The sequence below is a fragment of the Achromobacter marplatensis genome, from assembly GCF_002209535.1.
Lineage (GTDB): Bacteria > Pseudomonadota > Gammaproteobacteria > Burkholderiales > Burkholderiaceae_B > Achromobacter > Achromobacter marplatensis.
On sequence record NZ_NJIG01000002.1, the window covers coordinates 1 to 25,984 of the forward strand.

Below are 25,984 nucleotides of genomic sequence, written 5' to 3' on the forward strand. Positions count from 1 at the left end.
TCGTTCGAGACCAGGACGTTGATAGGTCGGGTGTGGAAGCGCAGTAATGCGTTAAGCTAACCGATACTAATTGCTCGTGAGGCTTGATCCTATAACACTGATGGTTATGACCTGGTGATGTAGCGTTCCAAGTGTCGTTCAATACAAAATCTGGCTGCACCGTCAGCAGCCAGCCAACACCAATTACACCCCCCTGTGCGTGATCATCGAGCTAGTCTCTGATCGCCACACGTTGTGTTTCTTCCAAGATTGGAGCAGTTGCCTAACCGCAGCCGCTCAACCAGTTACGCCTGACGACCATAGCAAGGTGGTACCACTCCTTCCCATCCCGAACAGGACAGTGAAACGCCTTCGCGCCGATGATAGTGGACGGACGTCTGTGAAAGTAGGTCATCGTCAGGCTTTTATTCCGCAAAACCCCACAGGTAATCCTGTGGGGTTTTGTCTTTGTAGAGTGAGAACCCCTGCGTATTGAAAGCGGCATTGTTGGCATGCCACATGCGTAGAGCGGGATCCACTGCAGTACCTGGGCAAGACCCAGCAAGACCCAAGAAGTACGCCAAGATTCGAGCGGTTGAAGTTTCAGGCAGCCGCTCAAGCAGTTATGCTTGACGACCATAGCAAGGTGGTACCACTCCTTCCCATCCCGAACAGGACAGTGAAACGCCTTCGCGCCGATGATAGTGGACGGACGTCTGTGAAAGTAGGTCATCGTCAAGCTCTTATCCCTCAAAGCCCCGCCGGTTCCCGGCGGGGCTTTGTCTTTGGGCGAGGGCGGCCTGAATGGCTGGTGACAACTCCTTCAAATCGAAGCGCTTTGCAGGTCGTCAATCAGGCTGCAAGCCGCGCCAATGCTGAATGTGCACAAATAACAACGCCCGTGGGCGGGGGGGCTTTGTGCGGTAAGATTGACCGAGTCAATTCGTTGGAGCGTTATCGTGAGTGATACCCAGACCCCCGTGCCCGGTACGAAGTTGGACCTGCGCACGTTGACCCACGTGGCTTACGGCTTGTTTGCCTTGGGCTTTCTGACGAGTGGAATTCTGGGCATCGCGACATTAGCCGCCGTTGTGCTGATGTATCTGAAGCGCTCGGATGCGGCCGGCACGGTTTACGCTGCCCACTTCGACTGGATGCTGCGCACGTTCTGGTGGGCCATGTTGTGGTTGGCCATCAGCGGTATCGCCGTCTATATCTTCATTGGCTGGATCGGCCTGATCGCAACCGTCGTGTGGGTGCTGTATCGCCTGATCAAGGGCTGGCTGGCGTTGCTGGAAGGGGCGGCGCCCACCACCTACGCGTGACCTGAAAGCAATTCGGGCAACAGCAACAAGAAAGGCCGGCGAGATCGCCGGCCTTTTTCATGGGCGTTTGCTGCAGTGCCAAGGACAGGTACTTAGGACAGGATGACATAGGCTGCGACAGCAAGCATCGAGACGCCGAAGACCGCGGCCTGGATGCGTACCGCACGTGGCGTATTGAACCGTCCAAGGATGACCTGGCCGCCGTAGATCCAGGGGAAATGGCAGAACAGGCCCAGGACAACGAAGGCGGCGCTTAGCTGCGTCACCTGGGTGGCGAGGCTGGCGCCAGGCGTGAGGAATTGCGCGAACATGACTACGATCATCGAGTGGATTTTGGGGTTCAGCGCGACGCAGATGAAACCGTCCCGAAAGCCCATCGCTTTCTGTGGCCGCGTCGTAGGGTCGGGCGCCACGGATGCGCGGAAGAAGCCCCAGGCGAGATAAAGCAGATAGGCGGCGCCCGCCCATTTCAGGACGGTGTGGAGTTGCGGGTACTCGTGCAGCGTGCCACCCAAGCCAAACCCGTAGAGGGCGCAGAGCGCCAGGTTGCCGGCTTCGAAGCCAATCCAGAACGGCACCGAGCCCTTCATCCCGTAGCGGCCGCCGGCGGTGGCCAAGAGGGTGTTGCCCGGCCCCGGGCTGATGATCATGGGAATGGCGTACCCCAGGAAAACGATCCAACTTTCCCACCCGATCATTACCGCTTCCTTTGAATGTGGTTGCCGCCAATCCCCCGGGGTTTCCGTGAGCGGGCGAGGTCGTAGTAGATAGCGCTTCCGGGGCGGGGCCAAACGATCTATTCTCATCCCTTCGATAATCTGAACTAATCGAGAACATGCGCCGTCTGCCACCGTTGGGCGCGTTGCGCGCCTTTGAGGCCGCTGCGCGGCATATGAGCTTTACTCTGGCCGCAGCTGAGCTCTGCGTCACGCAGGCGGCGATCAGCCATCAGGTGCGGCAGCTGGAGCACTGGCTGGGTCATCCCATGTTCACGCGCCGAGGCCATGCATTGGCCCTCACGCAAAAGGGCACGGCCTATCTGGCCGAACTGTCGCAAGTGTTTGATCAGATGGCGGCGGCGACCGAGCGCGTGCGCGACAAGCACGAGGGGCCTTTGCGGATCTCGGTGCTGCCTTCCTTTGCTTCGCGCTGGTTGTTGCCGCGCTTGCCGGCTTTTCGTGCCAGGCATCCCGACGTGGAATTGAGGGTGACGAGCTCGGTGCAGCTGTGGAGCGGCGATGACGCGTTCGACATCGGCATCCGTTCGGGATTGGGGCGTTGGCCTGGCCTCAAGGCCGACCTGATTGCACGCGAGTTCTTGAGCCCGGTCTGCAGCCCTGCGTTGGCTGCCGGGCCGCCGGCGCTTAAGCGGCCGGAGGATCTGAAGCGCGTGGCGCTACTGCATGATCAGCCGCGCGCGGCGTGGCAGCAGTGGTGCCAACATACCGACGTCGCATTGGACCTTTCGCAGGGTCTTGTCTTCAACGATGCGGCGTTGGTATTGCAGGCTGCGATCGAGGGACAAGGCGTCGCGTTGGGGCGCCTGATGCTGGCTGCGGATGACTTGCGAAAGGGGCGTCTGGTGCGACTGTTTGAGCACGCTTTACCGAACGATTACAGCTATTGGATCGTGTATGCGCGCGCGTCCGCGCAACGTCCGGAGGTGGCTGCGTTTCGAAGCTGGTTGCTCGAAGAGGCGCGCCAAGCCTAGCGATCAGCGAAATGGGATCGACAGGAACAAGTGAGGGAGTGTGCCGTGTCCACAGAATGTGGAGCGGCGTGTCGCGCGGGAAATGGAGCTTGCGCGAGAGGAGGGTGTGCTAGCCCGGCGTGAGCCAGGGCGTCGCGACAATCCAAGAGGCAGGGACGTACGGGGTACGCCCTTTGCCTGCTTACTTCAGATGTGCGTTGACCAGTTTGGTCAGTTCGAACATCGTGACCTGATCTTTGCCAAAGATCGGACGCAGCTTGGCATCGGCGTTGATGTTGCGCTTGTTGCTGGCATCTTGCAGGTTGTGCTTCTTGATGTATTCCCAGATCTTCTTGGTGACCTCGGTACGCGGCACGGCTTCCGAGCCGATGACAGCGGCCAATTCGGCGCTGGGGGTCAGGGGCTTCATGAATGCAGCGTTCGGCTTGCGCGCGGTCGCGGGTTTGGAGGTTGTGGCCATAATGCGGCGCTCCTTCTCTGGCTGTTGGAAAAATTGTCCTGCGGCCGGAGCATAACGTGTCTCTCTCGTAAAGACAAAGGCATTTATCCTCTGTAGCAACTAAAATGCACAGACTGTCCCCCCTATCACGTCATTCTGTAACCTCCTATGTACGCACGATCTCCTTTGGAATCAATTCGCCTATTTCATGACGAATTGACGGCGCTGCGGCGCGATTTGCATGCGCATCCTGAATTGGGCTTCGAGGAAGTCCGGACCTCCGGGATTGTGGCCGGCGCGCTTGAGGCACTGGGCATCGAGGTGCATCGCGGCATCGGCAAGACCGGCGTGGTGGGCGTGATTCGCGGCAAGCGCTGCGACAGCGGACGCATGATTGGGCTGCGCGCCGACATGGACGCCTTGCCCATGACCGAAGACAACGACTTCGGCCACAAGTCCACCAAGCCGGGCCTGATGCATGGTTGCGGCCATGACGGCCACACCGCGGTGTTGATCGGGGCGGCGAAGTACCTGGCGCAAACGCGCAATTTCGACGGCACGGCCGTGCTGATTTTCCAGCCGGCCGAAGAGGGCCGGGGCGGTGCGCGCGCCATGCTTGAGGACGGCTTGTTCGACACGTTTCCGTGCGACGCGATCTACGCGCTGCATAACTGGCCGGGCCTGCGGCCCGGCACGATCGGCATCAACCCCGGGCCGATGATGGCGGCGGCGGACCGCTTCGAGATCCAGATCACGGGCCGCGGGGGCCATGGCGCGCACCCTTACCAGACGATTGATCCAGTGACGATCGCGGGGCAGATCATTACGGCATTGCAGACCATCGTGTCGCGCAACGTGAACCCGCTGGATTCCGCGGTCGTGTCGATCGGGTCCATGCAGGCGGGGCATCCGGGCGCCATGAGCGTGATCCCGCGCGAAGCCAAGCTGGTGGGCACGGTGCGCACGTTCCGCAAATCGGTCCAGGAAATGGTCGAGACGCGCATGCGCGAACTGGTCACCGCGATCGCCAGCGCATTCGGCGGCACGGCCGAACTGATTTACGAGCGCATCTATCCGGCAACCCTGAACACGCCGCAGCACGCCAACCTGGTGGCCGACATCGCGACCGAGATGATCGGCAAGGAAAACGTGGTGCGCGATCTGGTGCCGTCGATGGGTTCCGAGGATTTTTCCTTCATGTTGCAGAGCAAGCCCGGTGCGTACTTCCGGCTGGGCCAAGGCGGCGCCGAGTCGGGCTGCGTGCTGCATAACTCGCATTTTGATTTCAACGATGCCGTCATTCCCCTGGGCAGCGCGATGTTCTGCGCGCTGGCTGAACGGGGCATGCCGCTGGCAGATTAAGAAGCCTTCCATGTCTACTCCAAACACGAATCAGCTCACCATCACCCGCCCCGACGACTGGCACCTGCACCTGCGCGATGGCGCGGCGCTGGAAGCCGTGGTGGCCGATACCGCGCGCCAGTTCGCGCGCGCCATCATCATGCCGAACCTGAAGCCGCCGGTGACCACCACCGAACAGGCGCTGGCCTATCGTGGCCGCATCCTGGAGGCGCTGGGCAAGGCTGGCGGAAATCCGGAAGCGTTCACGCCGCTGATGACGCTCTATCTGACCGACAACACGTCGGCGGAAGAGATCTTCCGCGCGCACGAGTCGGGCCAGGTCTATGCCGTGAAGTTGTACCCGGCGGGCGCCACGACCAACTCGGATGCGGGCGTGACCGATTTGCTGGGCAAGTGTGCGAAGGCGCTGGAAGCGCTGGAAAAATGCGGCATGCCGCTGCTGGTGCACGGCGAAGTGACCGACCCGGCGATTGACGTGTTCGACCGCGAGGCGATTTTCGTCGAGCGCGTGATGAAGCCGTTGCGCCGCGCGTTTCCGGCCCTGAAGGTGGTGTTCGAACACATCACGACGAAGGAAGGCGCCGAGTATGTACGCGATGCCGAAGGGCCGATCGCCGCGACGATCACGCCGCAACACATGCTGTACAACCGCAACGCGATCTTCCAGGGCGGCGTGCGGCCGCACCTGTACTGCTTGCCGATCTTGAAGCGCGAGACGCATCGTCTGGCCCTGGTCGAGGCTGCCACCAGCGGCAGCCCGCGTTTCTTCCTGGGCACGGACAGCGCGCCGCACGCGCGAGGCTTGAAGGAACACGCTTGCGGCTGTGCCGGCTGCTACACCGCGCTGCACGCGATGGAGCTGTACGCTACGGCCTTTGAGGCCGCGGGCAAGCTGGACAAGCTGGAAGGTTTTGCCAGCTTCCACGGCCCCGACTTCTACGGCCTGCCGCGCAACTCCGGTACCCTGACGCTGGTGCGCGAGACGTATCAGGTTCCCGACGAGCTGGAGTTCGGCAATACGACGCTGGTGCCGCTGGCGGCAGGCGAAGCGTTGGCCTGGCGCGCGAAAGTCTGAGCAGCGGGCGCGGGCCCAGATTGGGCGCGCGTCGACGAATGAGAAACGGGGGAGCGGCTTGCGCCACTCCCCCGTTTTGTTTGCCGTTCAAATGGCGGCTATCTATATATATAGATAGGGACGTCAGAGCGTGCCGTCGCGGCGTGCTTCCAGCAGTTCCCAGCGGGCGAATCGTTCTTCGAGTTCGCTTTCCAGTTTGGCGAGTTCGCCGTTGATGCGATCGACCTCGGCGGGCGCATCGCGGTACAGGCTGCCGTCGGCCAGCTTGCCGGCGAGTTCGGCCTGTTGCGCTTCCAGCGCGGCGATGGCGTCCGGCAAGCCTTCAAGCTCGCGCAAGTCCCACGCGTTCATCTTGGTGGCCTTGGCCGGTTTGGGCTTGGCGACCTTGGCGCGCGCGGCGCTTTCGTCGACGGGCTTGGCGGCGCTGTCCACATCGGCTGCCGGGGCGGATGGCGCGGGGCGCTGGGCGACCCATTCGTCGTAGCCGCCGACGTAGTCGCGCCAGTGGCCGTCGCCTTCGTAGGCAATGGTCTGGGTGACGACGTTGTTCAGGAAGGCGCGGTCATGGCTGACGAGCAGCACGGTGCCGGCGTATTCCTGAAGCAGTTCTTCCAGCAGTTCCAGCGTTTCGATGTCCAGGTCGTTGGTGGGTTCGTCCAGCACCAGCACGTTGGCGGGGCGCGCGAACAGGCGCGCCAGCAGCAGGCGGGCCCGCTCGCCGCCGGACAGGCTGCGCACGGGAGAGCCGGCGCGGGCGGGCGAGAACAAGAAGTCGCCCAGGTACGTCATGACGTGCTTGCGAGTGCCGCCGATTTCGACCCATTCGCTGCCCGGGCTGATGATGTCGACGAGCGAGGCGTTTTCATCCAGTTGTGCGCGCATCTGGTCGAAGTACGCCACCGCCACGTTGGTGCCCATGCGCGTGGAACCGGTGTCCGGCTGCATTTCGCCCAGGATCAGCTTGAGCAAGGTGGTCTTGCCGGCGCCGTTGGGGCCAATGATGCCGATACGGTCGCCGCGCAGGATCGTCGTGGAGTAGTCATCCACCACGACCTTGTCGCCGAAGGTCTTGCCGACGTGTTCGAGTTCGGCCACGAGCTTGCCCGAACGCTGGCCTTCCGCCAGCGCCAGCGATACGTCGCCGATGCGCTCGCGGCGTTCGGCGCGCTGGACGCGCAGGCTTTCCAGGCGACGGACCCGGCCTTCATTGCGCGTGCGGCGGGCTTCGACGCCCTTGCGGATCCAGACTTCCTCTTGCGCCAGCAGCTTGTCGAATCGGGCTTGTTCCAGGCGTTCGGATTCCAGCCACTGGGCTTTGCGCTCTTGCCATTGGGAGAAATTCCCTGGGAAGCTGAGCAGGCGTCCGCGGTCGAGTTCGACGATGCGGGTGGTGACGGCGTCCAGGAAGCGGCGATCGTGGGTGATGATGACCGCGGCGCCGCGCCAGCTGCGCAGCATCTCTTCCAGCCAGGCGATGCCGTCGAAGTCCAGATGGTTGGTGGGTTCGTCCAGCAGCAGCAGATCGGGCTCTTCGACCAGGGCGCGCGCCAGCGCGACCCGCTTGCGGGTGCCACCGGACAGGCCCGCGATCTGCGCATCGGCGGGCAGACCCAGTTTTTCCAGCATGGCGCGCACGCGCGAGGGGCGTTGCCAGTCTTCGTGGTCGCCTTCCACATTGCAGACGACATCGAACACGGTGGCGTTCTCGTCCAGCTCGGGTTCCTGTTCGACCGTGGCGACGCGCAGGCCCGAGTTGCGGGCGATGTCGCCGTCGTCAGGCAGCGTCCTGCCGTCGAGCAACCTCAGCAGCGACGACTTGCCGGCGCCGTTGCGGCCGATGAGGCCGATGCGCTCGCCGGCCTGAATGGCGAAGTCGGCGTGGTCCAGCAGCGGATGGTGGCCGTAGGCCAGCTGGATGTCGGTAAGAGTGATGAGAGTAGCGAGGGCCATGTATGGAGTCGTTTTTGCGGCGTCTAAGCGGATCAGCGCGTATTGTCGCAGGAACCCCGCAAGCTCGTTTGGGGCGGGATGTGCCCGCGCCTTGGGACGCGCTTCGGGGACAGAGCCATGACCTGTAATAGAATACGGACCGCAGGGCGGGTCGGGCGATCGCGGTGGATGCGAATCCATCGAGGAAGGTCCGGACTCCATAGGGCAGGGTAACGGCTAACGGCCGTCCGGCCGCGTCTTCGGGCGCGGTTGAGGAATAGGGCCACAGAGACGAGACTGCGAAGCGGGCGTGCTTGCACGCACAGATACGGCCATCTCCGTATCGCGCCATTCGGCAACGAAGGGCGGCATCGCAGGGTGAAACGCGGCAACCTCTACCCGGAGCAACATCAAATAGGCATGCGTGCGGCCCTCGGGTCGCGAAGGGCGGCTCCGTCCAAGCATGCGGGTAGGTGGCTAGAGCGGCTCAGCAATGATCCGCGCAGAGGAATGATCGTCCGCCAGGGAAACCTGGTGTACAGAATCCGGCCTATAGACCCGTCCTGCATCTAATTTCCCACACGCGAGTTGGCCAGGCCCCAAGCCTGGCCGCGCGTGGTCGCGCCTGAAGTCCGACGCGCAATTTTTTTGGCTGCGCATGGCGGGAAGCCCGGCGGGAAGCCTCGTCAGTTCGGGCGAAACGGCCCTTCGTAAAACAATGCAAAGTCATCCTTAGGCGCTACTTCTGAAGAAGGACTTGTAGAGTGTGCCGCAACCTCCTGATTTATTAGGGGGTTTTTCTTTTTGCGGTTTTACATATTGGTCTAAGTCCTTGTTGTGATTGAAAAAATTGCAACCACGCGCTTGACCGCCCCTGTGCCATACCGTAGAGTGGGAAATAGTAGGAAATTGTGCAATTAAGTGGGGTAAAAGTGGTGTTTCAGGGAAGCAGCGCGCTCACGCTGGATGCCAAGGGACGGATCTCGATTCCGACCCGGCATCGTGACGCGCTGATGTCGCAGGCCGATGGCCGGCTGACCCTGACCCGCCACCCCGACGGCTGCTTGCTGGTGTATCCGCGGCCGGAGTGGGAAAAGAAGCGCGAGCAGATCGCCGCTTTTCCCATGACGGCTCGTGCATTGCAGCGGCTGTTGCTGGGCAACGCTCAGGATGTGGAACTGGATGGCTCCGGCCGGGTCCTGATCGCGCCTGAACTGCGCAACGCTTCCGGTATGACGCGCGATGTGATGCTGCTCGGTCTGGGCGCGCACTTCGAGCTGTGGGACGCCGCTACCCTGGCCAGCCGAGAGGCTGAGGATCTGGCCAAGGGTATGCCGGATGTGTTGAATCAGTTTTCGTTCTGAAAAATCTATGGAATTCGAACATCGGCCCGTTCTGCTGGAGCCGACGGTGGACGCACTATTGCTGCCCGACTTCGGCGGCAAGGGCGCGACACGGTCGCACACGCAGACCGAGCCGGATACGGCTACGCGGGCGGAACGCGGCGTGTTTGTCGACGGCACTTTTGGCCGCGGCGGGCACAGTCGCGAGCTGCTGGGCCGCTTGGGCAAGGATGCCCGGCTGGTGGTGTTCGACAAGGACCCCGAGGCGATCGCGGTAGCCAATGCGTTGGCGGCGGCGGACCCTCGGGTCACGGTTATCCATGGCGGCTTTGCCACCATGGCTGAAGAATTGGAGCAGCGCGGCATCGGCAAGGTCGATGGCGTGATGCTGGATCTGGGCGTGTCGTCGCCTCAGATCGATGACGCCGAGCGCGGCTTCTCGTTCATGCGAGACGGCCCGCTCGATATGCGGATGGACACCACTCGTGGTCCCACGGTGGCGGATTGGCTGGCGCAAGCCAGTGTGGATGAGATGCGGGAGGTCATAGCGGATTATGGCGAAGAACGGTTTGCTTTTCAGGTTGCAAAGGCGATTGCTGCTCGCCGCGCAACAAGGCCGCTGCGCACCACGCTCGAGCTTGCCGAGTGCGTCGCCAGCGCCGTCCGCACGCGCGAAAAGGGGCAGCATCCGGCCACACGCACCTTTCAAGCTTTACGGATTTACATCAATCGGGAACTCGAAGAGCTCGCGCGCACCCTCGCGGCAGCTCTAGACCTGCTTGCCCCGGGGGGGAGGTTGGCGGTGATCAGCTTTCATTCGCTTGAAGACCGCATGGTCAAGCAGTGCATCGCGGCGGCGGCGCGTCCGGCCGCCGCGCATGCACGCCTGCCGCTGCGCGAAAGCGAGATGCCGCAACCCATCCTGCGTTCCCTGGGCCGTGTCCTGGCTGAAGACGATGAGGTCTCGGCCAATGCCCGCGCCCGCTCCGCTGTCCTGCGCGTTGCCGAACGCACCGAAACGCCGCTGCCCGCCGAGGGCGGCTTTGCGTTCGTGAAGATCGGCTCGCTGCCCGGCAGCGACCTGGCTCCGCCGCCTCGCCGCGGCGGCAAGGGGGGGCGGCGCTAATGGGTCGTGTCAACCTGATCATTGCGGCTTTACTGATGCTGTCGGCCATTTCCCTGGTCACCAGCCGGTATCAGTCGCGCCAGCTCTTTGTCGAGCTGGGACGTGATCAGGCCCAGGAACGCGACCTGGAAACCAACTGGCGCCGCCTGCAGCTTGATCGCGCCGAACTGGCCCGCAACGCGCGGGTCGATGTGATTGCGCGCGACGGCCTGAAGATGATTCCCATCGTTCCGGACCGCACGCTGTATCTGAATCAAGCGCCCGTCTCCACGGCTGGGGGCGCCAAATGAAGCGCGTCCCCTTCTTTGACAACCCGGTGCTGCGAGGGCAATTGCCCACCTGGCGCGCGCGTCTGGTGTTGATCCTGCTGTTTGGCGGGTTCACGGTGCTGGCTGGCCGCGCGCTGTTCCTGCAAGGGTTGTCGACGGAGTTCCTGCAACAGCAGGGCGAACGCCGCTATGAACGCACGCTGACCCTGGCGGCCACGCGCGGCAAGATCACGGACCGCAATGGCGCGGTGCTGGCCTCCAGTGTGCCGGCGCGCGCCATCTGGGCCATTCCCGAAGACGCCAAGCAGGGCACGCCCGCGCAGATGGATGCGCTGGCCAAGTTGCTGGAAACGCCGGTGGCCGACTTGCGCCACCGCCTGGTCGACGAAGACAAGAACTTCGTCTACCTGAAGCGCCAGGTCTCGATGGACGTGGCCGACAAGATCAAACAGTTGGGCATGCCGGGTGTGCACCAGCAGCCCGAGACGCGCCGCTACTACCCCGACGGCGACGTGATGGCCCACGTGGTGGGTTTCAACAGCGTCGAAGACCAGGGCCAGGAAGGCGTCGAACTGACGTTCAACCAGCAGTTGTCGGGCCGTCCGGGCAGCCGCCGCGTCATCAAGGACCGGCTGGGCCGCGTCATTGAAGACGTGCAGGCCGTGACCTTGCCGGTCGACGGCCGCGACTTGCGCCTGTCGATCGATACCCGTTTGCAGTACCTGGTGTTCAAGGAATTGAAGGACGCCATGGACAAGCACCAGGCCAAGGGCGCCACCGCCGTGGTCGTGGACGTGCAGACCGGCGAAATCCTGGCGCTGGCCAACGTGCCGACCTTCGATCCGAACAAGCGCGAGAGCTTCCACGGGTCCAAGCTGCGCAACCAGGCCATTACCGATACCTTCGAGCCGGGCTCGATCATGAAGCCGTTCACCGCCGCACTGGCGCTGGACCTGGGCCGCATCACGACGTCGACGCTGTTCGAAACCGGCAATGGCCGTTTCCAGTATCAGGGCAGCACGATCAGCGACGTGAGCCGCAACGGCACGCTGGACGTGGCCGGCGTGCTGCGCAAGTCCAGCAACATCGGCATGACGATGATCTCCGAGAAGCTGGAATCCCGCGAAATGTGGGACCGCTTCACCGAATTGGGCCTGGGCCAGGCGCCTCAGGTGGGATTTCCCGGCGCTGCGCCGGGCCGCCTGCGCCCGTGGGACCGCTGGCGCCTGATCGAAAAGGCGACGATGGCCTACGGCTACGGCCTGTCGGTCTCGCTGCTGCAAGTGGCGCGCGCCTACACCGTCTTCGCCCGCAATGGCGACATGGTGTCGCTGACCCTGGTCAAGCGCGACAGCGACCCCACCAGCGTCAAGATCTACACGCCGAAGACGACCGCCATGGTGCGCGCGATGCTTGAGGCCGCCGCCGGCCCCGAGGGCACGAAGGCCGCTCAGGTGCAGGGCTACCGCGTGGCTGGCAAGAGCGGAACCGCGCGCAAGATCGTCGACGGCAAATACAGCATGCAGCGTTATCGGAGCTCCTACGTGGGCTTCGCTCCGGTGTCCGATCCGAAGATCGTGGTGGCCGTGTCCATCGACGAGCCGACGGTCGGCGGCTACTACGGCGGCGCGATCGCCGCGCCCGTGTTCTCCCATATCGTGGGGGGGAGCCTGAGGCTGATGGGGGTGCGGCCGGACGCGCCTTTTGAATCCACGATTGTTGCTGGTCTCAAGGAGCCAGGCAGATGAGCGCCAAAGGCTTCCTCTCCTCCCCTGTCGCCACGGTTGCCGAAACCGTGGCGTGGTTGCATGCGCGCGTCTCGTTGACGGCGCACCTGAAGTTGGACTCCCGCGATATCGAGCCGGGTGACGTGTTCGTCGCCTGCCCGGGCCTGTCCAGCGACGGACGTCTCTATATAGATAAGGCGTTGGCGCTGGGCGCCAGCGCCGTGTTGTTCGAAGCCCCCGCCAGCGATTCCGTCCTGGCCGCGGCGGCCGACACTCCCATGTTGCCGGTGACCGGTCTGCGCGCCTTGCTGGGCGAGCTGGCCGACACCTGGTACGGCCGCCCGTCCGCCGCGTTGGCGGTGGTGGCGGTGACCGGCACCAACGGCAAGACCTCGTCGGTGCAATGGATTGCGCATGCGCTGAGCCGCAATGACAAGCCTTGCGGCACCATCGGCACCCTGGGCGCCGTGCTGCCCGACGGCCGCACGCTGGGCGGCGACCTGACGACGCCCGATGTCCTGACCGTGCACCGCACGCTGGCCGCCATGCGCGACGCCGGCGCCAAAGCCGTGGCCATGGAAGCGTCGTCGATCGGCATCGAGCAAGGCCGTCTGGACGGCGTGCGCATCGCGCTGGCCGCCTTCACGAACCTGACGCGCGATCATCTGGATTACCACGGCACGATGGAACACTACGAGGCCGCCAAGGCTCGCCTGTTCCGCTGGCCGGGCCTGACGGCCGCCATCGTCAATGCCGATGACGCCGCCGGGCGCCGCCTGATCGCCAGCCTGCCTGCGGGCACGGGCGCGATGGGCTACAGCCTGAGCGATTCGCCCGAGATCCCCGCCGCGATGCGTGCGCGCGATCTTCAAGCCACGTCCCAAGGCCAGATCTTCACGCTGGTGTCACCGCATGGCGAAGCCCAGATCGTGACGCGTCTGCTGGGGGCGCACAACGTGTCGAACCTGCTGCTGGTGGCTGGCGTGCTGTACAAGCTGGGTCTGCCGTTTGCGCAGATCGCGCGGGAATTGGCCGCGACCGACCCTGTGGACGGCCGCTTGCAGACCGTGGAATCGGTGCCGGTCACGACGCAGGCCCATGCCGGCCGCAGCCCCTTGGTGGTTGTGGATTACGCGCACACGCCGGATGCCTTGTCGCGCGCCTTGACCGCGCTGCGCGCCGTGGCGGTTGCCCGCTCGGGCCGCCTGATCTGCCTGTTTGGCTGCGGCGGCGAACGCGATCCGGGCAAGCGCCCCGAAATGGGCCGAATTGCTGCGGAACTGGCCGACCACGTGGTGGTGTCCAGCGACAATCCACGCACGGAATCGCCCGAAGCGATCGTTCAACAGATTCTGGCCGGTATTCCGGAAGCGGCGCATGCCGACGTGCAGGTCGACCGCGCACGCGCCATCATGCAGACCATCTGGGCCGCGTTGCCCGAAGACGTGGTGCTGCTGGCCGGCAAGGGGCACGAGACCTATCAGGATGTCGGGGGCGAAAAGCTGCCTTTCGACGACCGTGAATGGGCGCGTCTGGCGATGCTGCTGCCGCAGGTCAAGGGCGTGTCCACCGACACCCGCCGCATCGATACGGGCGAACTGTTCGTGGCGCTGGTCGGTGAAAACTTCGACGCGCACAACTATCTGGACCAGGCCGAAGGCCGTGGCGCTTGCGCAGCTGTGGTCGCGCATCCCGTCAGCGACGCCAAGCTGCCGCAACTGGTGCTGGGCGACACCCGCGTCGCGCTGATGCGCATCGGCGCGGCGTGGCGTTCGCAGTTCTCATTGCCCGTTGTGGCAGTGACCGGCAGCAACGGCAAGACGACCACGAAGGAAATGATCTCGGCCATGCTGGCCGAGTGGCGCGGCGAAGCAGGCCGGCTGGCCACCGCCGGCAATCTGAACAACGATATCGGCGTGCCGCTGACCCTGCTGCGTCTGCGCCCCGAGCATCGCGCGGCGGTTTTCGAATTGGGGATGAATCACCCGGGCGAGATCGCGCAACTGGCCGCCATGGCCGCGCCGACCGTCACGCTGGTGACCAACGCCCAGCGCGAGCATCAGGAATTCATGCACACCGTCGAAGCGGTGGCGCACGAGAACGGCGCCGCGATTGCGGCCCTGCCGGACGACGGCATTGCCGTGTATCCGGGCGACGAACCGTATTGCGCGATCTGGGACGCGCTGGCCGAGCCGCGCCGCGTGCTGCGCTTTGGTTTGCAGCCTGGTCTGGACGTCTACGCGGAACACATTCTTGCGGACGTGAGCGCCACGCGGTGCCGCGTGGTTACGCCCGTCGGATCGGCGGATCTGGTGCTGCCGGTGCCCGGTTTACACAACCTGCGCAATGCGTTGGCCGCGATCGCCAGCGCCATCGCGGCCGGCGTGCCGCTGGACAGCGCGGTGCGCGCCCTGGCGGGCTTTGTCCCCGTCGCGGGTCGCATGCAGCACAAGCAAATGAGTGACGGAACGTTGCTCATCGATGACACCTACAATGCCAACCCCGATTCGGTTCGTGTGGCCATCGACGTGCTGGGCCGCATGGCCGGCAAGCGTGTCCTGGTGTTGGGCGACATGGGTGAAATCGGGGACAACGGTCCCGCCTTGCATGCCGAGGCGGGCATTTACGCGCGCGAGCAAGGGCTTGACGCGTTGATCACGCTAGGCGAAGCCAGCCGGGCGGCCGCGGCCGCGTTCGGAGCTGGCGCGCACGCCTGCGCATCGGTAGACGAAGTGGTTGCCGCCTTGCGCGGTTTGCGCGCGTCCTGCGTATTGGTAAAGGGATCGCGTTTTATGCGCATGGAGCGGGTTGTGACGGCTTTTTCTTTGAATGGCGGACAGGCGGCCAAGGGGCAGGGAGAGCACCATGCTGCTTGAGATCGCCCGTCTGCTTTCCGATGATGTGCGCGCGCTGGGCGTGTTCGAGTACATCACTTTGCGCGCCGTTCTGGCGTGCGCGACGGCGTTGCTGATCGGTCTCGTCGCCGGTCCGCGTGTGATCCGCAAGTTGACCGAGATGAAGATCGGCCAGGCCGTGCGTTCGTACGGCCCGGAATCGCATCTGGTCAAGACGGGCACCCCCACGATGGGCGGCGTGCTGATCCTGATTTCCATCGCCATCAGCACTTTGCTGTGGGCGGACTGGACCAACCGCTTCGTGTGGGTGGTGCTGTTGGTGACGTTCGGCTTCGGCTGGATCGGCTGGCGCGACGATTACCGCAAGGTCGTCTATCGCGATCCGGAAGGCATGCCCGCGCGTCAGAAATTTTTCTGGCAGGCCACCATCGGCATGATCGCCGCCGTGTACCTGGCGTTCGCCGTGTCGGCGCCGGCCAACACCGAACTGTGGCCGCTCTTCAAGGCCTGGGTCGGCAGCGGCTTCACGATGGCGTTGCCGACGCGCGCCGACTTGATCGTGCCGTTCTTCAAATCGGTGAGCTACCCGTTGGGCGTGCTGGGCTTCGTGGCGCTGACCTGGGCCGTGATCGTGGGCACCAGCAACGCCGTGAACCTGACCGACGGCCTGGACGGCCTGGCGATCATGCCTACCGTGATGGTGGGCAGCGCGCTGGGCATCTTCGCCTACGTGGTCGGCCGCGTGGACTATTCCAAGTACCTGCTGTTCCCCTATATTCCCGGCGCCTCGGAATTGATGGTGCTTTGCGCGGCGATCGGGGGCGCGGGACTGGCCTTTTTATGGTTCAACGCGTATCCGGCCCAGGTGTTCATGGGCGACGTCGGCGCGCTGGCGCTCGGCGGCGCGCTGGGCACCATCGCGGTGATCGTGCGCCAGGAAATCGTGCTGTTCATCATGGGCGGCGTGTTCGTGGTGGAAACGCTGTCGGTGATGATCCAGGTGACCTGGTTCAAGTACACGAAGCGACGTTATGGCACAGGTAGACGCATATTCCGCATGGCGCCGTTGCATCATCACTTTGAAGTGGGTGGCTGGAAAGAAACCCAGGTGGTCGTGCGTTTCTGGATCATCAGCATGATGCTGGTGCTGATTGGCCTCTCTACGCTGAAGTTGCGATGAATACGATGGAAACCTCCCGCGCTGACGCGCCGCTCGTCCTGATCCTCGGATTGGGCGAGACGGGTGTCGCCGCCGCTCGCTGGTGCGCCCGCCTGGGCGCCCGCTTGCGCGTGGCCGACACGCGCGCCGAGCCGGGCGGATTGGCGACGCTGCGCGATGCGCTGGCGCAAAGCGATGTGGAATACCGCCTGGGTTGCGACGTGTCCTTCGATACGGCGCTGCTGGATGGCGTGAACCAGGTTGTGCTGAGCCCCGGCCTGGCGCCGACCCAGCCGCCTGCCGCCGACCTGCTGCGTGAGGCCGAGGTCCGCGGCATCGAAGTGGTCGGCGAAATCGAATTGTTTGCACGCGCGCTGGCCGACCTGGCCGAGACGCACGAGTACCGTCCCCGCCTGCTGGCGGTGACGGGCACCAACGGCAAGACCACGGTGACCGCGCTGACGCGCGACCTGATCGACGCCAGCGGCCTGTCGGTCGTGGCGGCCGGCAATATCAGCCCCGCCGCGTTGACGGCGCTGATCGATGCGCTGGACAACGACGCGCTGCCGCAGGTCTGGGTGTTGGAGTTGTCCAGCTTCCAGCTGGAAACGACGCGCTCGCTGATGGCGGATGCGGCCGTGGTGTTGAACGTCACGCAGGACCACCTGGACTGGCATGGCGGTATGGAGGCGTATGCCGAGGCCAAGGCGCGCCTCTTGAAGATGGCGCGTGTCGCCATCGTCAACCGCGACGACCCGCTGACCGTGCGCATGGTGCAGACCGTGAACGCCCTGAACGTGCGCAGCTTCGGCCGCGACATGCCGGAACTGGTTGGCGACATGGGGCTGGAACTGGGGCAGGGCGTGGCCTGGCTGGTCGCCGCTGAACCCGTCGATTTCGATGAGCCCGCGCCGCCCGTGCGCAGGAAGAAGGACGCGCCCGAACCGGTGCGCGCCAACGGCCGCATGAGCCGCCTGATGCCCGTGGACGCCTTGCGCATCCGCGGCATCCACAACGCCTTGAATGCGCTGGCCGCGTTGCAACTGGCGCGCTGCCTGGATCTGGGTTGGGGCGCCATGCTGCGCACGCTGCGCGAGTACGCCGGCGAACCGCATCGCGCGGCGTTCGTGCGCCAGATCGGCGGCGTCGACTACATCAATGACAGCAAGGGCACCAACGTGGGCGCCACCGTCGCCGCGCTGGAAGGCCTGGGTCAACCCGTGGTGCTGATCGCCGGCGGCCAGGGCAAGGGCCAGGACTTCTCGCCGTTGATTCCGGTGGTGTCGCGCCACGCGCGCGCCGTGATGCTGATCGGCGTGGACGGGCCCGAGATCGGCCGCGTGCTGGCGCCGACCGGCGTCAACTGCATCACCGTCGATTCGCTGCATGACGCCGTGCGCGGGGCGGCGGAACTGGCGCAGCCCGGCGACGCCGTGCTGCTGTCGCCCGCCTGCGCCAGCCTGGACATGTTCCGCAACTACCCGCACCGCGGGCAGGTTTTCGTGGAAGAGGTCGAAGACCTGGCCCGCGACCGTGGAGAGGTGGCATGAGCCTGATCGCCGATCTTACCGCCAGCGTCAATGCCGTACGGCCCGGCCGTACCAAAATGCGCAACTTCGATCTGCCGCTGGTCATCGCGGCGTCGACGTTGTTGCTGCTTGGCTTGCTGATGGTGTATTCGGCGTCGATCGCGCTGGCCGACGGCCCGCGTTACGCGTCCTACGGGCGCTACTACTTCGTGATCCGCCATGGCCTGTTCGTCAGCGCCGGGCTGCTTGCCGGCGCCGTGGTGCTGGCGATCCCGATCCGCGTCTGGCAGCGCATGGCGGTGCCGCTGTTCGTGGTGGCGATGATCCTGCTGGTCGCGGTGCTGGTTCCCGGCATCGGCCGTGAGGTCAACGGCGCCCACCGCTGGATTCCCTTGGGCCCCTTGAACTTCCAGCCGTCCGAATTGATGAAGCTGGCCGCGTTGCTCTACGCTGCCGACTACACCGTGCGCAAGCAGGAACACATGCAGGCGTTCGCCCGGGGCTTCCTGCCGATGGCTTTCGCGCTGGCCGGCGTGGGCATGCTGCTGCTGCTGGAGCCCGACTTGGGCGCCTTCATGGTGATCGTGGCGATCGCCATCGGCATCCTGTTCCTGGGCGGCATCAACGGCAAGTACTTCAGCAGCCTGCTGGCCGTGCTGGTCGGCACCTTCCTGATGCTGATCTGGCTATCGCCGTGGCGTCGGGCGCGCCTGTTCGCCTATCTGGATCCCTGGAACGAAGACAACGCCTACGGCAGCGCCTATCAGTTGTCGCACTCGCTGATTGCCTTGGGCCGTGGTGAATGGTTCGGCGTGGGCCTGGGCGCCAGCGTTGAAAAGCTGCATTACCTGCCTGAAGCGCACACCGACTTCCTGATGGCGGTGGTGGGCGAAGAACTGGGCTTTGTGGGCGTGATGGCGGTGATTACGTTGTTCGCCATCATCATCTATCGCGGTTTTGATATCGGCCGTCAGGCCATCGCCATGGAACGCACGTTCGCGGGGCTGGTGGCGCATGGCGTGGCGATGTGGTTCGGCGTGCAGTCCTTCATCAACATGGGCGTGTGCCTTGGCCTGCTGCCGACCAAGGGTCTGACCCTGCCGCTGATGAGCTACGGCGGTTCCGGCGTGGTGATGAACCTGTGCGCCCTGGCCATGCTGATTCGGGTCGATGTCGAAAACCGCGTGATGATGCGTGGGGGACGGGTATGACCGCCGCCCGCACCATCCTGATCATGGCCGGCGGCACCGGCGGGCACATCATGCCCGGCCTGGCCGTGGCCGATGTGCTGCGCGAGCGTGGCTGGCGCGTGTTGTGGCTGGGCAACCCGGACAAGATGGAAGGCAAGCTGGTGCCGCCGCGCGGCATCGAGCTGGTGCCGCTGCGGTTCCAGGGCGTGCGCGGCAAGGGCGCCTCGGCGCTGCTGAAGCTGCCGTTCCTGCTGCTGCGCGCCTTCGCGCAAGCCTGGGCGCGCTTGTCGGACGTGCGCCCGGACGTCGTGCTGGGCATGGGCGGCTACGTAGCCTTCCCGGGCGGCGTGATCGCCGCGCTGCGCGGCACGCCGCTGGTCGTGCACGAACAAAATGCCGTGGCCGGCACCGCGAACAAGTGCCTGGCCAAGATGTCGCGCCGCGTGCTGAGCGGATTCCCCGGCGTGCTGCCCAAGGGCGAAGCCATGGGCAATCCCGTGCGTGCGGACCTGTGCGACTTGCCAGACCCGGCCGTGCGCTATGCCGGCCGCACCGGCCCGCTGCGCGTGCTGATCGTGGGCGGCAGCCTGGGCGCGCAAGCCTTGAACACGACGGTTCCGCAGGCGCTGGCGCGCCTGCCGCAAGACAGCCGCCCGGTGGTCATTCACCAGGCCGGCGAACAACATTTGCCCGCGCTGCAGCAGGCCTACGCCCAAGCGGGCGTGCAGGCCGACTGCCGCGCATTCATCGATGACATGGCGGGCGCCATGGGTGATGCGGATTTGCTGATCTGCCGCGCCGGCGCCATGACGGTGTCCGAAGTGGCCGCGGCGGGTGTCGCGGCGCTGTTCGTGCCGTTCCCGCATGCCATCGATGACCATCAGACTGCCAACGCGCGCTTTTTGAGCGACGCGCAGGCCGCTTGGCTGCAGCCGCAGTCCGCCTTGACGCCCGAGTGGCTGGCGGACTGGCTCGCCCAGCGTTCCCGACAAGAACTGGAAGCCGTTGCCATCCGGGCCCGCGCCCATGCGCACCCGGAAGCGGCGGCTCATATCGCCGACGTCTGTGAACAAGCAGCGGGGCGTTCATCATGAAACACAGAATTCAACATATCCATTTCGTAGGCATCGGTGGCTCGGGCATGAGCGGCATTGCCGAAGTGCTGCTCAACCTGGGCTACACGATCAGCGGTTCCGACCTGAACGAGTCGGCCGTGACGCGTCGCCTGGCAAGCCTGGGCGTGAAGATCGCGATCGGCCACGTGGCCAGCAATGTCACGGGGGCGGGCGCCATCGTGACGTCCACGGCCGTGGCTGGCGACAACCCCGAAGTGATCGCGGCGCGCGCCTCGCGGATTCCGGTGGTGCCGCGCGCCATCATGCTGGCCGAACTGATGCGCCTGAAGCGCGGCATCGCCGTAGCCGGCACGCACGGCAAGACGACGACGACCAGCCTGGTGGCCAGCGTGCTGGCCGCCGGCGACCTGGACCCCACCTTCGTGATCGGCGGCCGCCTGAATTCGGCCGGCGCGAATGCGCGGTTGGGGCAGGGCGACTACATCGTGGTGGAAGCCGACGAGTCCGACGCGTCGTTCCTGAACCTGCTGCCGGTGATGGCCATCGTGACCAACATCGACGCCGACCACATGGACACCTACGGGCACGATGTGGCGCGCTTGAAGAGCGCGTTCATCGAATTCACGCAGCGCCTGCCGTTCTACGGCAGCGCCGTGCTGTGCTCGGACGACGCCAACGTGCGCGAGATCATGCGGTTCGTGTCGCGTCCCATCACGACCTACGGTTTGAACGAAGACGCGCAGGTGCGCGCCTATGAAGTGCAGCCGGAAGGCACGCGCATGCGTTTCAACGTGCAGCGCACGCACCGCGAAACGCTGCTGCCGCCGCTGCAGGTGGAACTGAATCTGCCGGGCCTGCACAACGTCCGCAACGCGCTGGCCGCGATTGCCGTGGCGACCGAACTGGGCGTGTCCGACGAGGCGATCTGCGACGCGTTGTCCGCGTTCAAGGGCGTGGGCCGCCGCTTCACGCAAACAGGCGAATTCCCCGTGCCGGCCAACCATGGCGGCGGCACGTTCACCGTGATCGACGACTACGGCCATCACCCGGTCGAAATGGCCGCGACGCTGGCTGCCGCGCGCGGCGCGTGGCCCGACCGCCGCATCGTGCTGGCGTTCCAGCCGCACCGCTACACGCGGACGCGAGATTGCTTTGAAGATTTCGTACGGGTGCTGGGCACGGCCGACGCCGTGCTGCTGACCGAGGTCTATGCCGCCGGCGAACCGCCCCTGGTGGCGGCCGACGGCCGCGCCCTGTCGCGCGCCTTGCGCGTGGCCGGCAAGGTCGAACCGGTCTTTGTCGAAGACGTGGCTGAACTGCCGCAGGCCGTGGTGGACTTCGTGCGCAACGGCGATGTGGTGATTGTGATGGGAGCGGGGTCGATCAGCAAAGTCCCGGCCCAAGTGGGAGAACTGGCATGAGCACGCAATTCGGCAAAGTGGGTGTGTTGTACGGCGGCCGTTCCGCCGAGCGCGAAGTGTCGCTGATGTCCGGCAAGGGCGTGCAGCAGGCGCTGGCCAGCGCCGGCGTGGACGCGCACCTGTTCGACACGGGCGAACGCAGCCTGGCCGAGCTGGCCGCCGAAGGCTTCGACCGGGTGTTCATCGCCCTGCATGGCCGCTATGGCGAAGACGGCACGATCCAGGGCGCCCTGGAACTGCTGGGCATCCCTTACACCGGCAGCGGCCCGATGGCCTCGGCGCTGGCCATGGACAAGACCATGACCAAGCGCGTGTTGCTGCAGCATGGCCTGCCTACGCCTGACTTCGAAGTGCTGGACGCCGACACGGAACTGCGCCTGGTCCCCGACCGCCTGAGCCTGCCGCTGATCATCAAGCCGCCGCATGAAGGTTCGACCGTGGGCATCACCAAGGTGGTGGGCTATTCGGACATGAAGGAAGCCTACGCCGCGGCCGCCCGCTACGACAGCGAAGTGCTGGCCGAGCAGTTCATCACCGGCCGCGAATTGACCGTGGCGGTGCTGGGTTCCGGCAAGGGCGCACGCGCGCTGCCGGTGATCGAGATCGCGGCCCCGGGCGGCAACTACGATTACGAACACAAGTATTTCTCGGACGACACGCAGTATTTCTGCCCGGCCAACCTGCCGCCCGAAGTGGCCGAGAACGTGTCGGCCATCGCCGTCAAGGCCTATCGGGCGCTGGGCTGCGAAGGCTGGGGCCGCGCCGACTTCATGCTGGATCGCGACAACCGTCCCTGGCTGCTTGAACTGAATACCTCGCCTGGCATGACCAGCCACTCTTTGGTGCCCATGGCTGCGAAGGCCGTGGGGATCAGCTACGCCGACCTGTGCGTGGCGATTCTGTCCGAGGCCTCGTGCAAAGTGCACGGCGTCTCCCGTAACGCTTGACCTGGATAATCCGTGTGGAACGACGCTCGCACTACCAACCTGATCGCCAACACGCTAGCCGTGCTGGCGGTTTGCGCCATGCTCCTGGCGGGCGTGGTGTGGGTGGTGCAACGCCCGTTCTTCACGCTGTCGGCGATCGAGCTGGAGTCCATGCCGGACACCGAGCTGCACTACGTGTCGCCGGGGGCGGTGCGATCGGCGATCGCCGGCCGCTTCAAGGGCAACTTCTTCACGGTGGACCTGGACGATGCGCGCGAGCTCTTCGAGTCGGTGCCGTGGGTGCGCCATGCGACCGTGCGCCGGATCTGGCCCAACGTGCTGCGCGTGCAGATCGAGGAACAGCAGCCGTTGGCGCTGTGGAACGAGAACCAGATGATCAACACCTGGGGCGAAGCGTTCACGGCGAACACGGGCGAGGTGGACGACGAAACCGTGCTGCCGCAGTTCTCCGGGCCCGAGGGCACCGAGTCGCTGGTCGTGCAGCGCTACGCCGAGCTGGCGCGCTGGTTCGCGCCGCTGGATATGCATGTCAAACAGTTGGAACTGAGCCCGCGCTACGCCTGGCGCGTGGTGCTGTCCAACGGCATGATGCTGGACCTGGGCCGCGATCCGGGCGCCGACGCGCCGGATCCGCACGGCTTGCCCGGCGCACTGCCGTTCGCGGCTCGCATTCAACGCTTTGTGCAGGCGTGGCCCGCCGTGTCGGGGCGCCTGGAAGGGCGCACCATCACGCAGGCCGACCTGCGCTATCCCAATGGTTTCGCCCTGGCGCTGGCCCCGTTGCCCGCGTCGGAAGCCAAATCCAAATCCACACCGAAACCTCCCAAGAAACGCTAACGCCATGACCCGTGACATCAAGGACCTTATCGTCGCCCTCGATATCGGCACCAGCAAGGTGGTGGCTGTGGTGGCTGAAATTTTGCCCGAAGGGCGATTCGAAGTGCTTGGCCTTGGCCAGCATGAATCGCGCGGCATGCGCAAGGGCGTGGTCGTCAACATCGAGACCACTGTGAATTCGATTCAGCGCGCGCTTGAAGAAGCCGAGCTGATGGCAGATTGCAAGATTCGCGACGTCTATACCGGCATTGCCGGCAGCCATATCCGCAGCTTCAACTCCAGCGGCATGGTCGCTGTGAAGGACAAGGAAGTCACCGCCACCGACGTTGCCCGCGTCATCGAGACCGCCAAGGCGGTGAACATCCCGACGGATCAGCAAGTGCTGCATGTGCTGACCCAGGAATTCATCGTCGACGGCCAGGAAGACATCCGCGAACCCATCGGCATGAGCGGCCTGCGCCTGGAAGTGCGCGTGCACATCGTGACGGGCGCGGTCAGCGCCGCGCAGAACATCGTCAAGTGCGTACGCCGCTGCGGCCTGGAAGTGCAGGACCTGATCCTGCAGCCGCTGGCCTCCAGCCTGGCCGTGCTGACTGCCGACGAGAAAGAACTCGGCGTCGTGCTGGTCGACATCGGCGGCGGCACGACCGATGTCGCGATCTTCACCGGCGGCGCGATCCGCCACACGGCGGTGCTGCCGATCGCTGGCGACCAGATCACCAACGACATCGCGGCCATGCTGCGCACGCCGACGCCGGATGCCGAAGAAATCAAGCTGCGCTACGGCGTGGCCAAGCAGGTGCTGGCCAGCCCGGACGAGTCCGTGGAAGTGCCGGGCCTGGGCGATCGCGGCCCGCGTCAGGTCAAGCGCCAGGCGCTCGGCGCCGTGATCGAGCCGCGCGTGGAAGAACTGTTCACGCTGGTGCAGCAGGTCGTGCGCGATTCCGGCTATGAAGATCTGCTGGCCTCGGGCGTGGTCTTGACGGGCGGGTCGGCGCAGTTGCCCGGCATGATCGAACTGGCCGAGGACGTGTTCCTCAAGCCGGTGCGCGTGGCGGTTCCCGAATACGAAGGCAGCCTGGCCGACGTGATGCGCAATCCGCGCTTCTCGACGGTGATGGGCTTGTTGCAGGAAGCGCGCATGCAGCGCGTGCGTGGCCGCAAGGTCGCGGCGCAGACAGGCAATTTCAAGAGCCTGCTGGCGCGCATGAAGGAATGGTTTATGAATTAAAGGGTGCAGGTTGGGGCCTGCTCCTTGGCGTGACTCGCGGCAGTATTGCGGGGTGCGCCAGAAAGAGGAGGCGTCTCAAACCCGTGGCGGACCTATGTAGTCGGCATCGGCTTTGAGGCGATTCACAAAAGATAGGCTGTTGGGGAATTTTTGTGATTTGCAAAATCGGACTTGTGAGGGAGTCATCATGATGAACTTTGAGATGCTTGAGAACAACACCAAAGGGACCGTAATCAAGGTCGTTGGTGTGGGTGGTGCGGGCGGCAATGCCGTCGCGCACATGATTCGCAACGGCGTGCATGGCGTGGATTTCATCTGCGCAAACACCGATGCGCAAGCGCTGGCGGCAACCAATGCCCCGGTGCAGATTCGTCTGGGCCGTACCGGCCTGGGTGCGGGCGCCAAGCCCGAGCAGGGACGTGCGTCGGCTGAAACCGCGCGCGAGGAGATCCGTGCCGCGCTGAATGGCGCGCACATGGTCTTCATCACCGCCGGCATGGGCGGTGGCACCGGCACCGGCGCAGGTCCGGTCGTTGCCGAGGTGGCGAAGGAACTGGGCATTCTGACCGTAGGCGTGGTCACCAAGCCCTTCACCTTTGAAGGCAACAAGCGCCTGAAGATGGCCGAGGACGGTATCTCGGAATTGGCCAAGCACGTGCATTCGCTCATCGTGGTGCTCAACGAGAACCTGTATGAACTGATGGACGAGGACGCGACGCAGGAAGACTGCTTCCGTTCGGCCGACGATATCCTGCACAACGCGTGCGCGGGCATCGCCGAAATCATCAACGTCGAAGGCAACGTCAACGTCGACTTTGAAGACGTGAAGACGATCATGGGTGAGCAGGGCCAGGCCATGATGGGCACGGCATCGGCATCGGGCGCTGACCGCGCTCGCGTCGCCGCCGAGCACGCCATCGCTTGCCCGCTGCTGGAAGGCGTGGACCTGAACGGCGCTCGCGGCGTGCTGGTCAACATCACCGCCAGCCGCTCGCTGAAGATGCGCGAAACGCGCGAAATCATGGAAACGATCCGCAGCTACGCTTCGGACGACGCGACCGTGATCTTCGGCACCGCCTACGACGAAACGATGGGTGAAAACCTGCGCGTGACCGTGGTTGCAACCGGCCTGGGCCGTGCGCAAGCGCGTCCGCAACTGGTTCAGAACACCGCTGAAGTGCTCCGCACCGGTACCGACAACATGCCCATGGGCACGATGCCGGCCGGCCAAGGTGGCGATTACCGCAATCTGGACATGCCGTCGGTCATGCGCAATCCGCGCAGCCAGGCGTCTGCCCAGGTCCGCGCGCTGGAAAGCTCGGGCATGGATCACTTCGACATCCCGGCGTTCCTGCGCAAGCAGGCGGATTGAACCAAAGAGCCGGCCACAGGCTCTAAACGCACTCCCTCATCTCCGGCTTGCCTGTCCCCGCGGGCAAGCCGGAGGCGGAGCG

Annotated in this window: 21 protein-coding genes, 3 rRNA genes and 1 other RNA gene; 22 read left to right on the plus strand and 3 right to left on the minus strand. The window is 64.8% G+C overall.

What is annotated here, in order from left to right; translation table 11 throughout:
• The 4 genes from CEY09_RS03575 to CEY09_RS03590 all read left to right on the plus strand — a co-directional run.
• Positions 1-91 (plus strand): 23S ribosomal RNA (locus CEY09_RS03575); the annotation flags it as partial.
• Positions 92-289: 198 nt separating this feature from the next.
• Positions 290-402: ribosomal RNA gene (rrf, locus tag CEY09_RS03580) — 5S ribosomal RNA — on the plus strand.
• 205 nt (positions 403-607) lie between these two features.
• A 5S ribosomal RNA gene (gene rrf / locus CEY09_RS03585) occupies positions 608-720 on the plus strand.
• A gap of 218 nt (positions 721-938) precedes the next feature.
• Positions 939-1,304 (plus strand): DUF4870 family protein, encoded by a 366-nt coding sequence (locus CEY09_RS03590; RefSeq protein ID WP_006226250.1) that lies wholly within the window; start codon positions 939-941, stop codon positions 1,302-1,304.
• Positions 1,305-1,396: 92 nt separating this feature from the next.
• Here CEY09_RS03590 and CEY09_RS03595 read toward each other — a convergent pair whose 3' ends face one another.
• Positions 1,397-2,002, minus strand: a complete 606-nt coding sequence (locus tag CEY09_RS03595) for a LysE family translocator (RefSeq protein ID WP_088587616.1) — start codon at positions 2,000-2,002, stop codon at positions 1,397-1,399.
• A gap of 137 nt (positions 2,003-2,139) precedes the next feature.
• Here CEY09_RS03595 and gcvA point away from each other — a divergent pair, with 137 nt between their 5' ends.
• Positions 2,140-3,015: a transcriptional regulator GcvA gene (gene gcvA, locus CEY09_RS03600; RefSeq protein WP_088587617.1), complete on the plus strand. Its 876-nt coding sequence runs from the start codon at positions 2,140-2,142 to the stop codon at positions 3,013-3,015.
• A gap of 181 nt (positions 3,016-3,196) precedes the next feature.
• Here the strand turns inward: gcvA and CEY09_RS03605 are convergent, their stop codons facing one another.
• Positions 3,197-3,475, minus strand: a complete 279-nt coding sequence (locus CEY09_RS03605) for an SWIB/MDM2 domain-containing protein (protein WP_006217453.1) — start codon at positions 3,473-3,475, stop codon at positions 3,197-3,199.
• Between the two features lie 147 nt (positions 3,476-3,622).
• On the opposite strand from CEY09_RS03605, the gene CEY09_RS03610 reads away from it, so the two are divergent.
• The gene (locus CEY09_RS03610; protein ID WP_006226253.1) at positions 3,623-4,816 is read left to right on the plus strand and encodes a M20 aminoacylase family protein; all 1,194 of its coding nucleotides are present in this window, start codon (positions 3,623-3,625) and stop codon (positions 4,814-4,816) included.
• The gene (gene pyrC, locus CEY09_RS03615) at positions 4,812-5,891 is read left to right on the plus strand and encodes a dihydroorotase (protein ID WP_088588038.1); all 1,080 of its coding nucleotides are present in this window, start codon (positions 4,812-4,814) and stop codon (positions 5,889-5,891) included. Before CEY09_RS03610 ends, pyrC begins: the two co-directional genes overlap by 5 nt.
• A gap of 123 nt (positions 5,892-6,014) precedes the next feature.
• Here the strand turns inward: pyrC and CEY09_RS03620 are convergent, their stop codons facing one another.
• Complete coding sequence (locus tag CEY09_RS03620) at positions 6,015-7,841, minus strand: ATP-binding cassette domain-containing protein (protein WP_088587618.1); 1,827 nt, start codon at positions 7,839-7,841, stop codon at positions 6,015-6,017.
• Between the two features lie 143 nt (positions 7,842-7,984).
• Between CEY09_RS03620 and rnpB the strand changes: the two genes are divergently transcribed.
• The 15 genes from rnpB to ftsZ all read left to right on the plus strand — a co-directional run bounded on the left by rnpB (position 7,985) and on the right by ftsZ (position 25,902).
• Positions 7,985-8,389, plus strand: an RNA gene (rnpB, locus tag CEY09_RS03625) — RNase P RNA component class A.
• Between the two features lie 366 nt (positions 8,390-8,755).
• A complete protein-coding gene (gene mraZ, locus CEY09_RS03630; RefSeq protein WP_006226256.1) occupies positions 8,756-9,184 on the plus strand; it encodes a division/cell wall cluster transcriptional repressor MraZ in 429 nt (142 codons plus the stop codon).
• Positions 9,185-9,191: 7 nt separating this feature from the next.
• The gene (gene rsmH / locus CEY09_RS03635; RefSeq protein ID WP_006226257.1) at positions 9,192-10,289 is read left to right on the plus strand and encodes a 16S rRNA (cytosine(1402)-N(4))-methyltransferase RsmH; all 1,098 of its coding nucleotides are present in this window, start codon (positions 9,192-9,194) and stop codon (positions 10,287-10,289) included.
• Positions 10,289-10,579, plus strand: a complete 291-nt coding sequence (ftsL, locus tag CEY09_RS03640; RefSeq protein ID WP_006226258.1) for a cell division protein FtsL — start codon at positions 10,289-10,291, stop codon at positions 10,577-10,579. The genes rsmH and ftsL overlap by 1 nt, the downstream gene beginning before the upstream one ends.
• Positions 10,576-12,306, plus strand: coding sequence for a peptidoglycan D,D-transpeptidase FtsI family protein (locus CEY09_RS03645; protein ID WP_006226259.1), 1,731 nt, complete (start codon positions 10,576-10,578; stop codon positions 12,304-12,306). Before ftsL ends, CEY09_RS03645 begins: the two co-directional genes overlap by 4 nt.
• Positions 12,303-15,161, plus strand: a complete 2,859-nt coding sequence (gene murF / locus CEY09_RS03650; protein WP_088587619.1) for a bifunctional UDP-N-acetylmuramoyl-L-alanyl-D-glutamate--2,6-diaminopimelate ligase MurE/UDP-N-acetylmuramoyl-tripeptide--D-alanyl-D-alanine ligase MurF — start codon at positions 12,303-12,305, stop codon at positions 15,159-15,161. The genes CEY09_RS03645 and murF overlap by 4 nt, the downstream gene beginning before the upstream one ends.
• Positions 15,151-16,320, plus strand: coding sequence for a phospho-N-acetylmuramoyl-pentapeptide-transferase (mraY, locus tag CEY09_RS03655; RefSeq protein WP_006226261.1), 1,170 nt, complete (start codon positions 15,151-15,153; stop codon positions 16,318-16,320). Before murF ends, mraY begins: the two co-directional genes overlap by 11 nt.
• The gene (gene murD, locus CEY09_RS03660) at positions 16,317-17,849 is read left to right on the plus strand and encodes a UDP-N-acetylmuramoyl-L-alanine--D-glutamate ligase (protein ID WP_088587620.1); all 1,533 of its coding nucleotides are present in this window, start codon (positions 16,317-16,319) and stop codon (positions 17,847-17,849) included. The genes mraY and murD overlap by 4 nt, the downstream gene beginning before the upstream one ends.
• Positions 17,846-19,039: a putative lipid II flippase FtsW gene (gene ftsW, locus CEY09_RS03665; protein ID WP_088587621.1), complete on the plus strand. Its 1,194-nt coding sequence runs from the start codon at positions 17,846-17,848 to the stop codon at positions 19,037-19,039. Before murD ends, ftsW begins: the two co-directional genes overlap by 4 nt.
• The gene (gene murG, locus CEY09_RS03670; protein ID WP_088587622.1) at positions 19,036-20,112 is read left to right on the plus strand and encodes an undecaprenyldiphospho-muramoylpentapeptide beta-N-acetylglucosaminyltransferase; all 1,077 of its coding nucleotides are present in this window, start codon (positions 19,036-19,038) and stop codon (positions 20,110-20,112) included. Before ftsW ends, murG begins: the two co-directional genes overlap by 4 nt.
• Positions 20,109-21,515 carry a UDP-N-acetylmuramate--L-alanine ligase gene (gene murC, locus CEY09_RS03675; RefSeq protein WP_088587623.1) on the plus strand — a complete coding sequence of 469 codons (1,407 nt, stop codon included), beginning with the start codon at positions 20,109-20,111 and terminating at the stop codon, positions 21,513-21,515. The genes murG and murC overlap by 4 nt, the downstream gene beginning before the upstream one ends.
• A complete protein-coding gene (locus CEY09_RS03680) occupies positions 21,512-22,462 on the plus strand; it encodes a D-alanine--D-alanine ligase (RefSeq protein ID WP_088587624.1) in 951 nt (316 codons plus the stop codon). The genes murC and CEY09_RS03680 overlap by 4 nt, the downstream gene beginning before the upstream one ends.
• Before the next feature lie 12 nt (positions 22,463-22,474).
• Positions 22,475-23,299, plus strand: a complete 825-nt coding sequence (locus tag CEY09_RS03685; protein WP_006226267.1) for a cell division protein FtsQ/DivIB — start codon at positions 22,475-22,477, stop codon at positions 23,297-23,299.
• Between the two features lie 4 nt (positions 23,300-23,303).
• The gene (ftsA, locus tag CEY09_RS03690; RefSeq protein WP_006217473.1) at positions 23,304-24,530 is read left to right on the plus strand and encodes a cell division protein FtsA; all 1,227 of its coding nucleotides are present in this window, start codon (positions 23,304-23,306) and stop codon (positions 24,528-24,530) included.
• A 187-nt stretch (positions 24,531-24,717) separates the two neighbouring features.
• Positions 24,718-25,902 (plus strand): cell division protein FtsZ, encoded by a 1,185-nt coding sequence (ftsZ, locus tag CEY09_RS03695; protein ID WP_035213763.1) that lies wholly within the window; start codon positions 24,718-24,720, stop codon positions 25,900-25,902.
• Positions 25,903-25,984 lie beyond the last annotated feature (82 nt).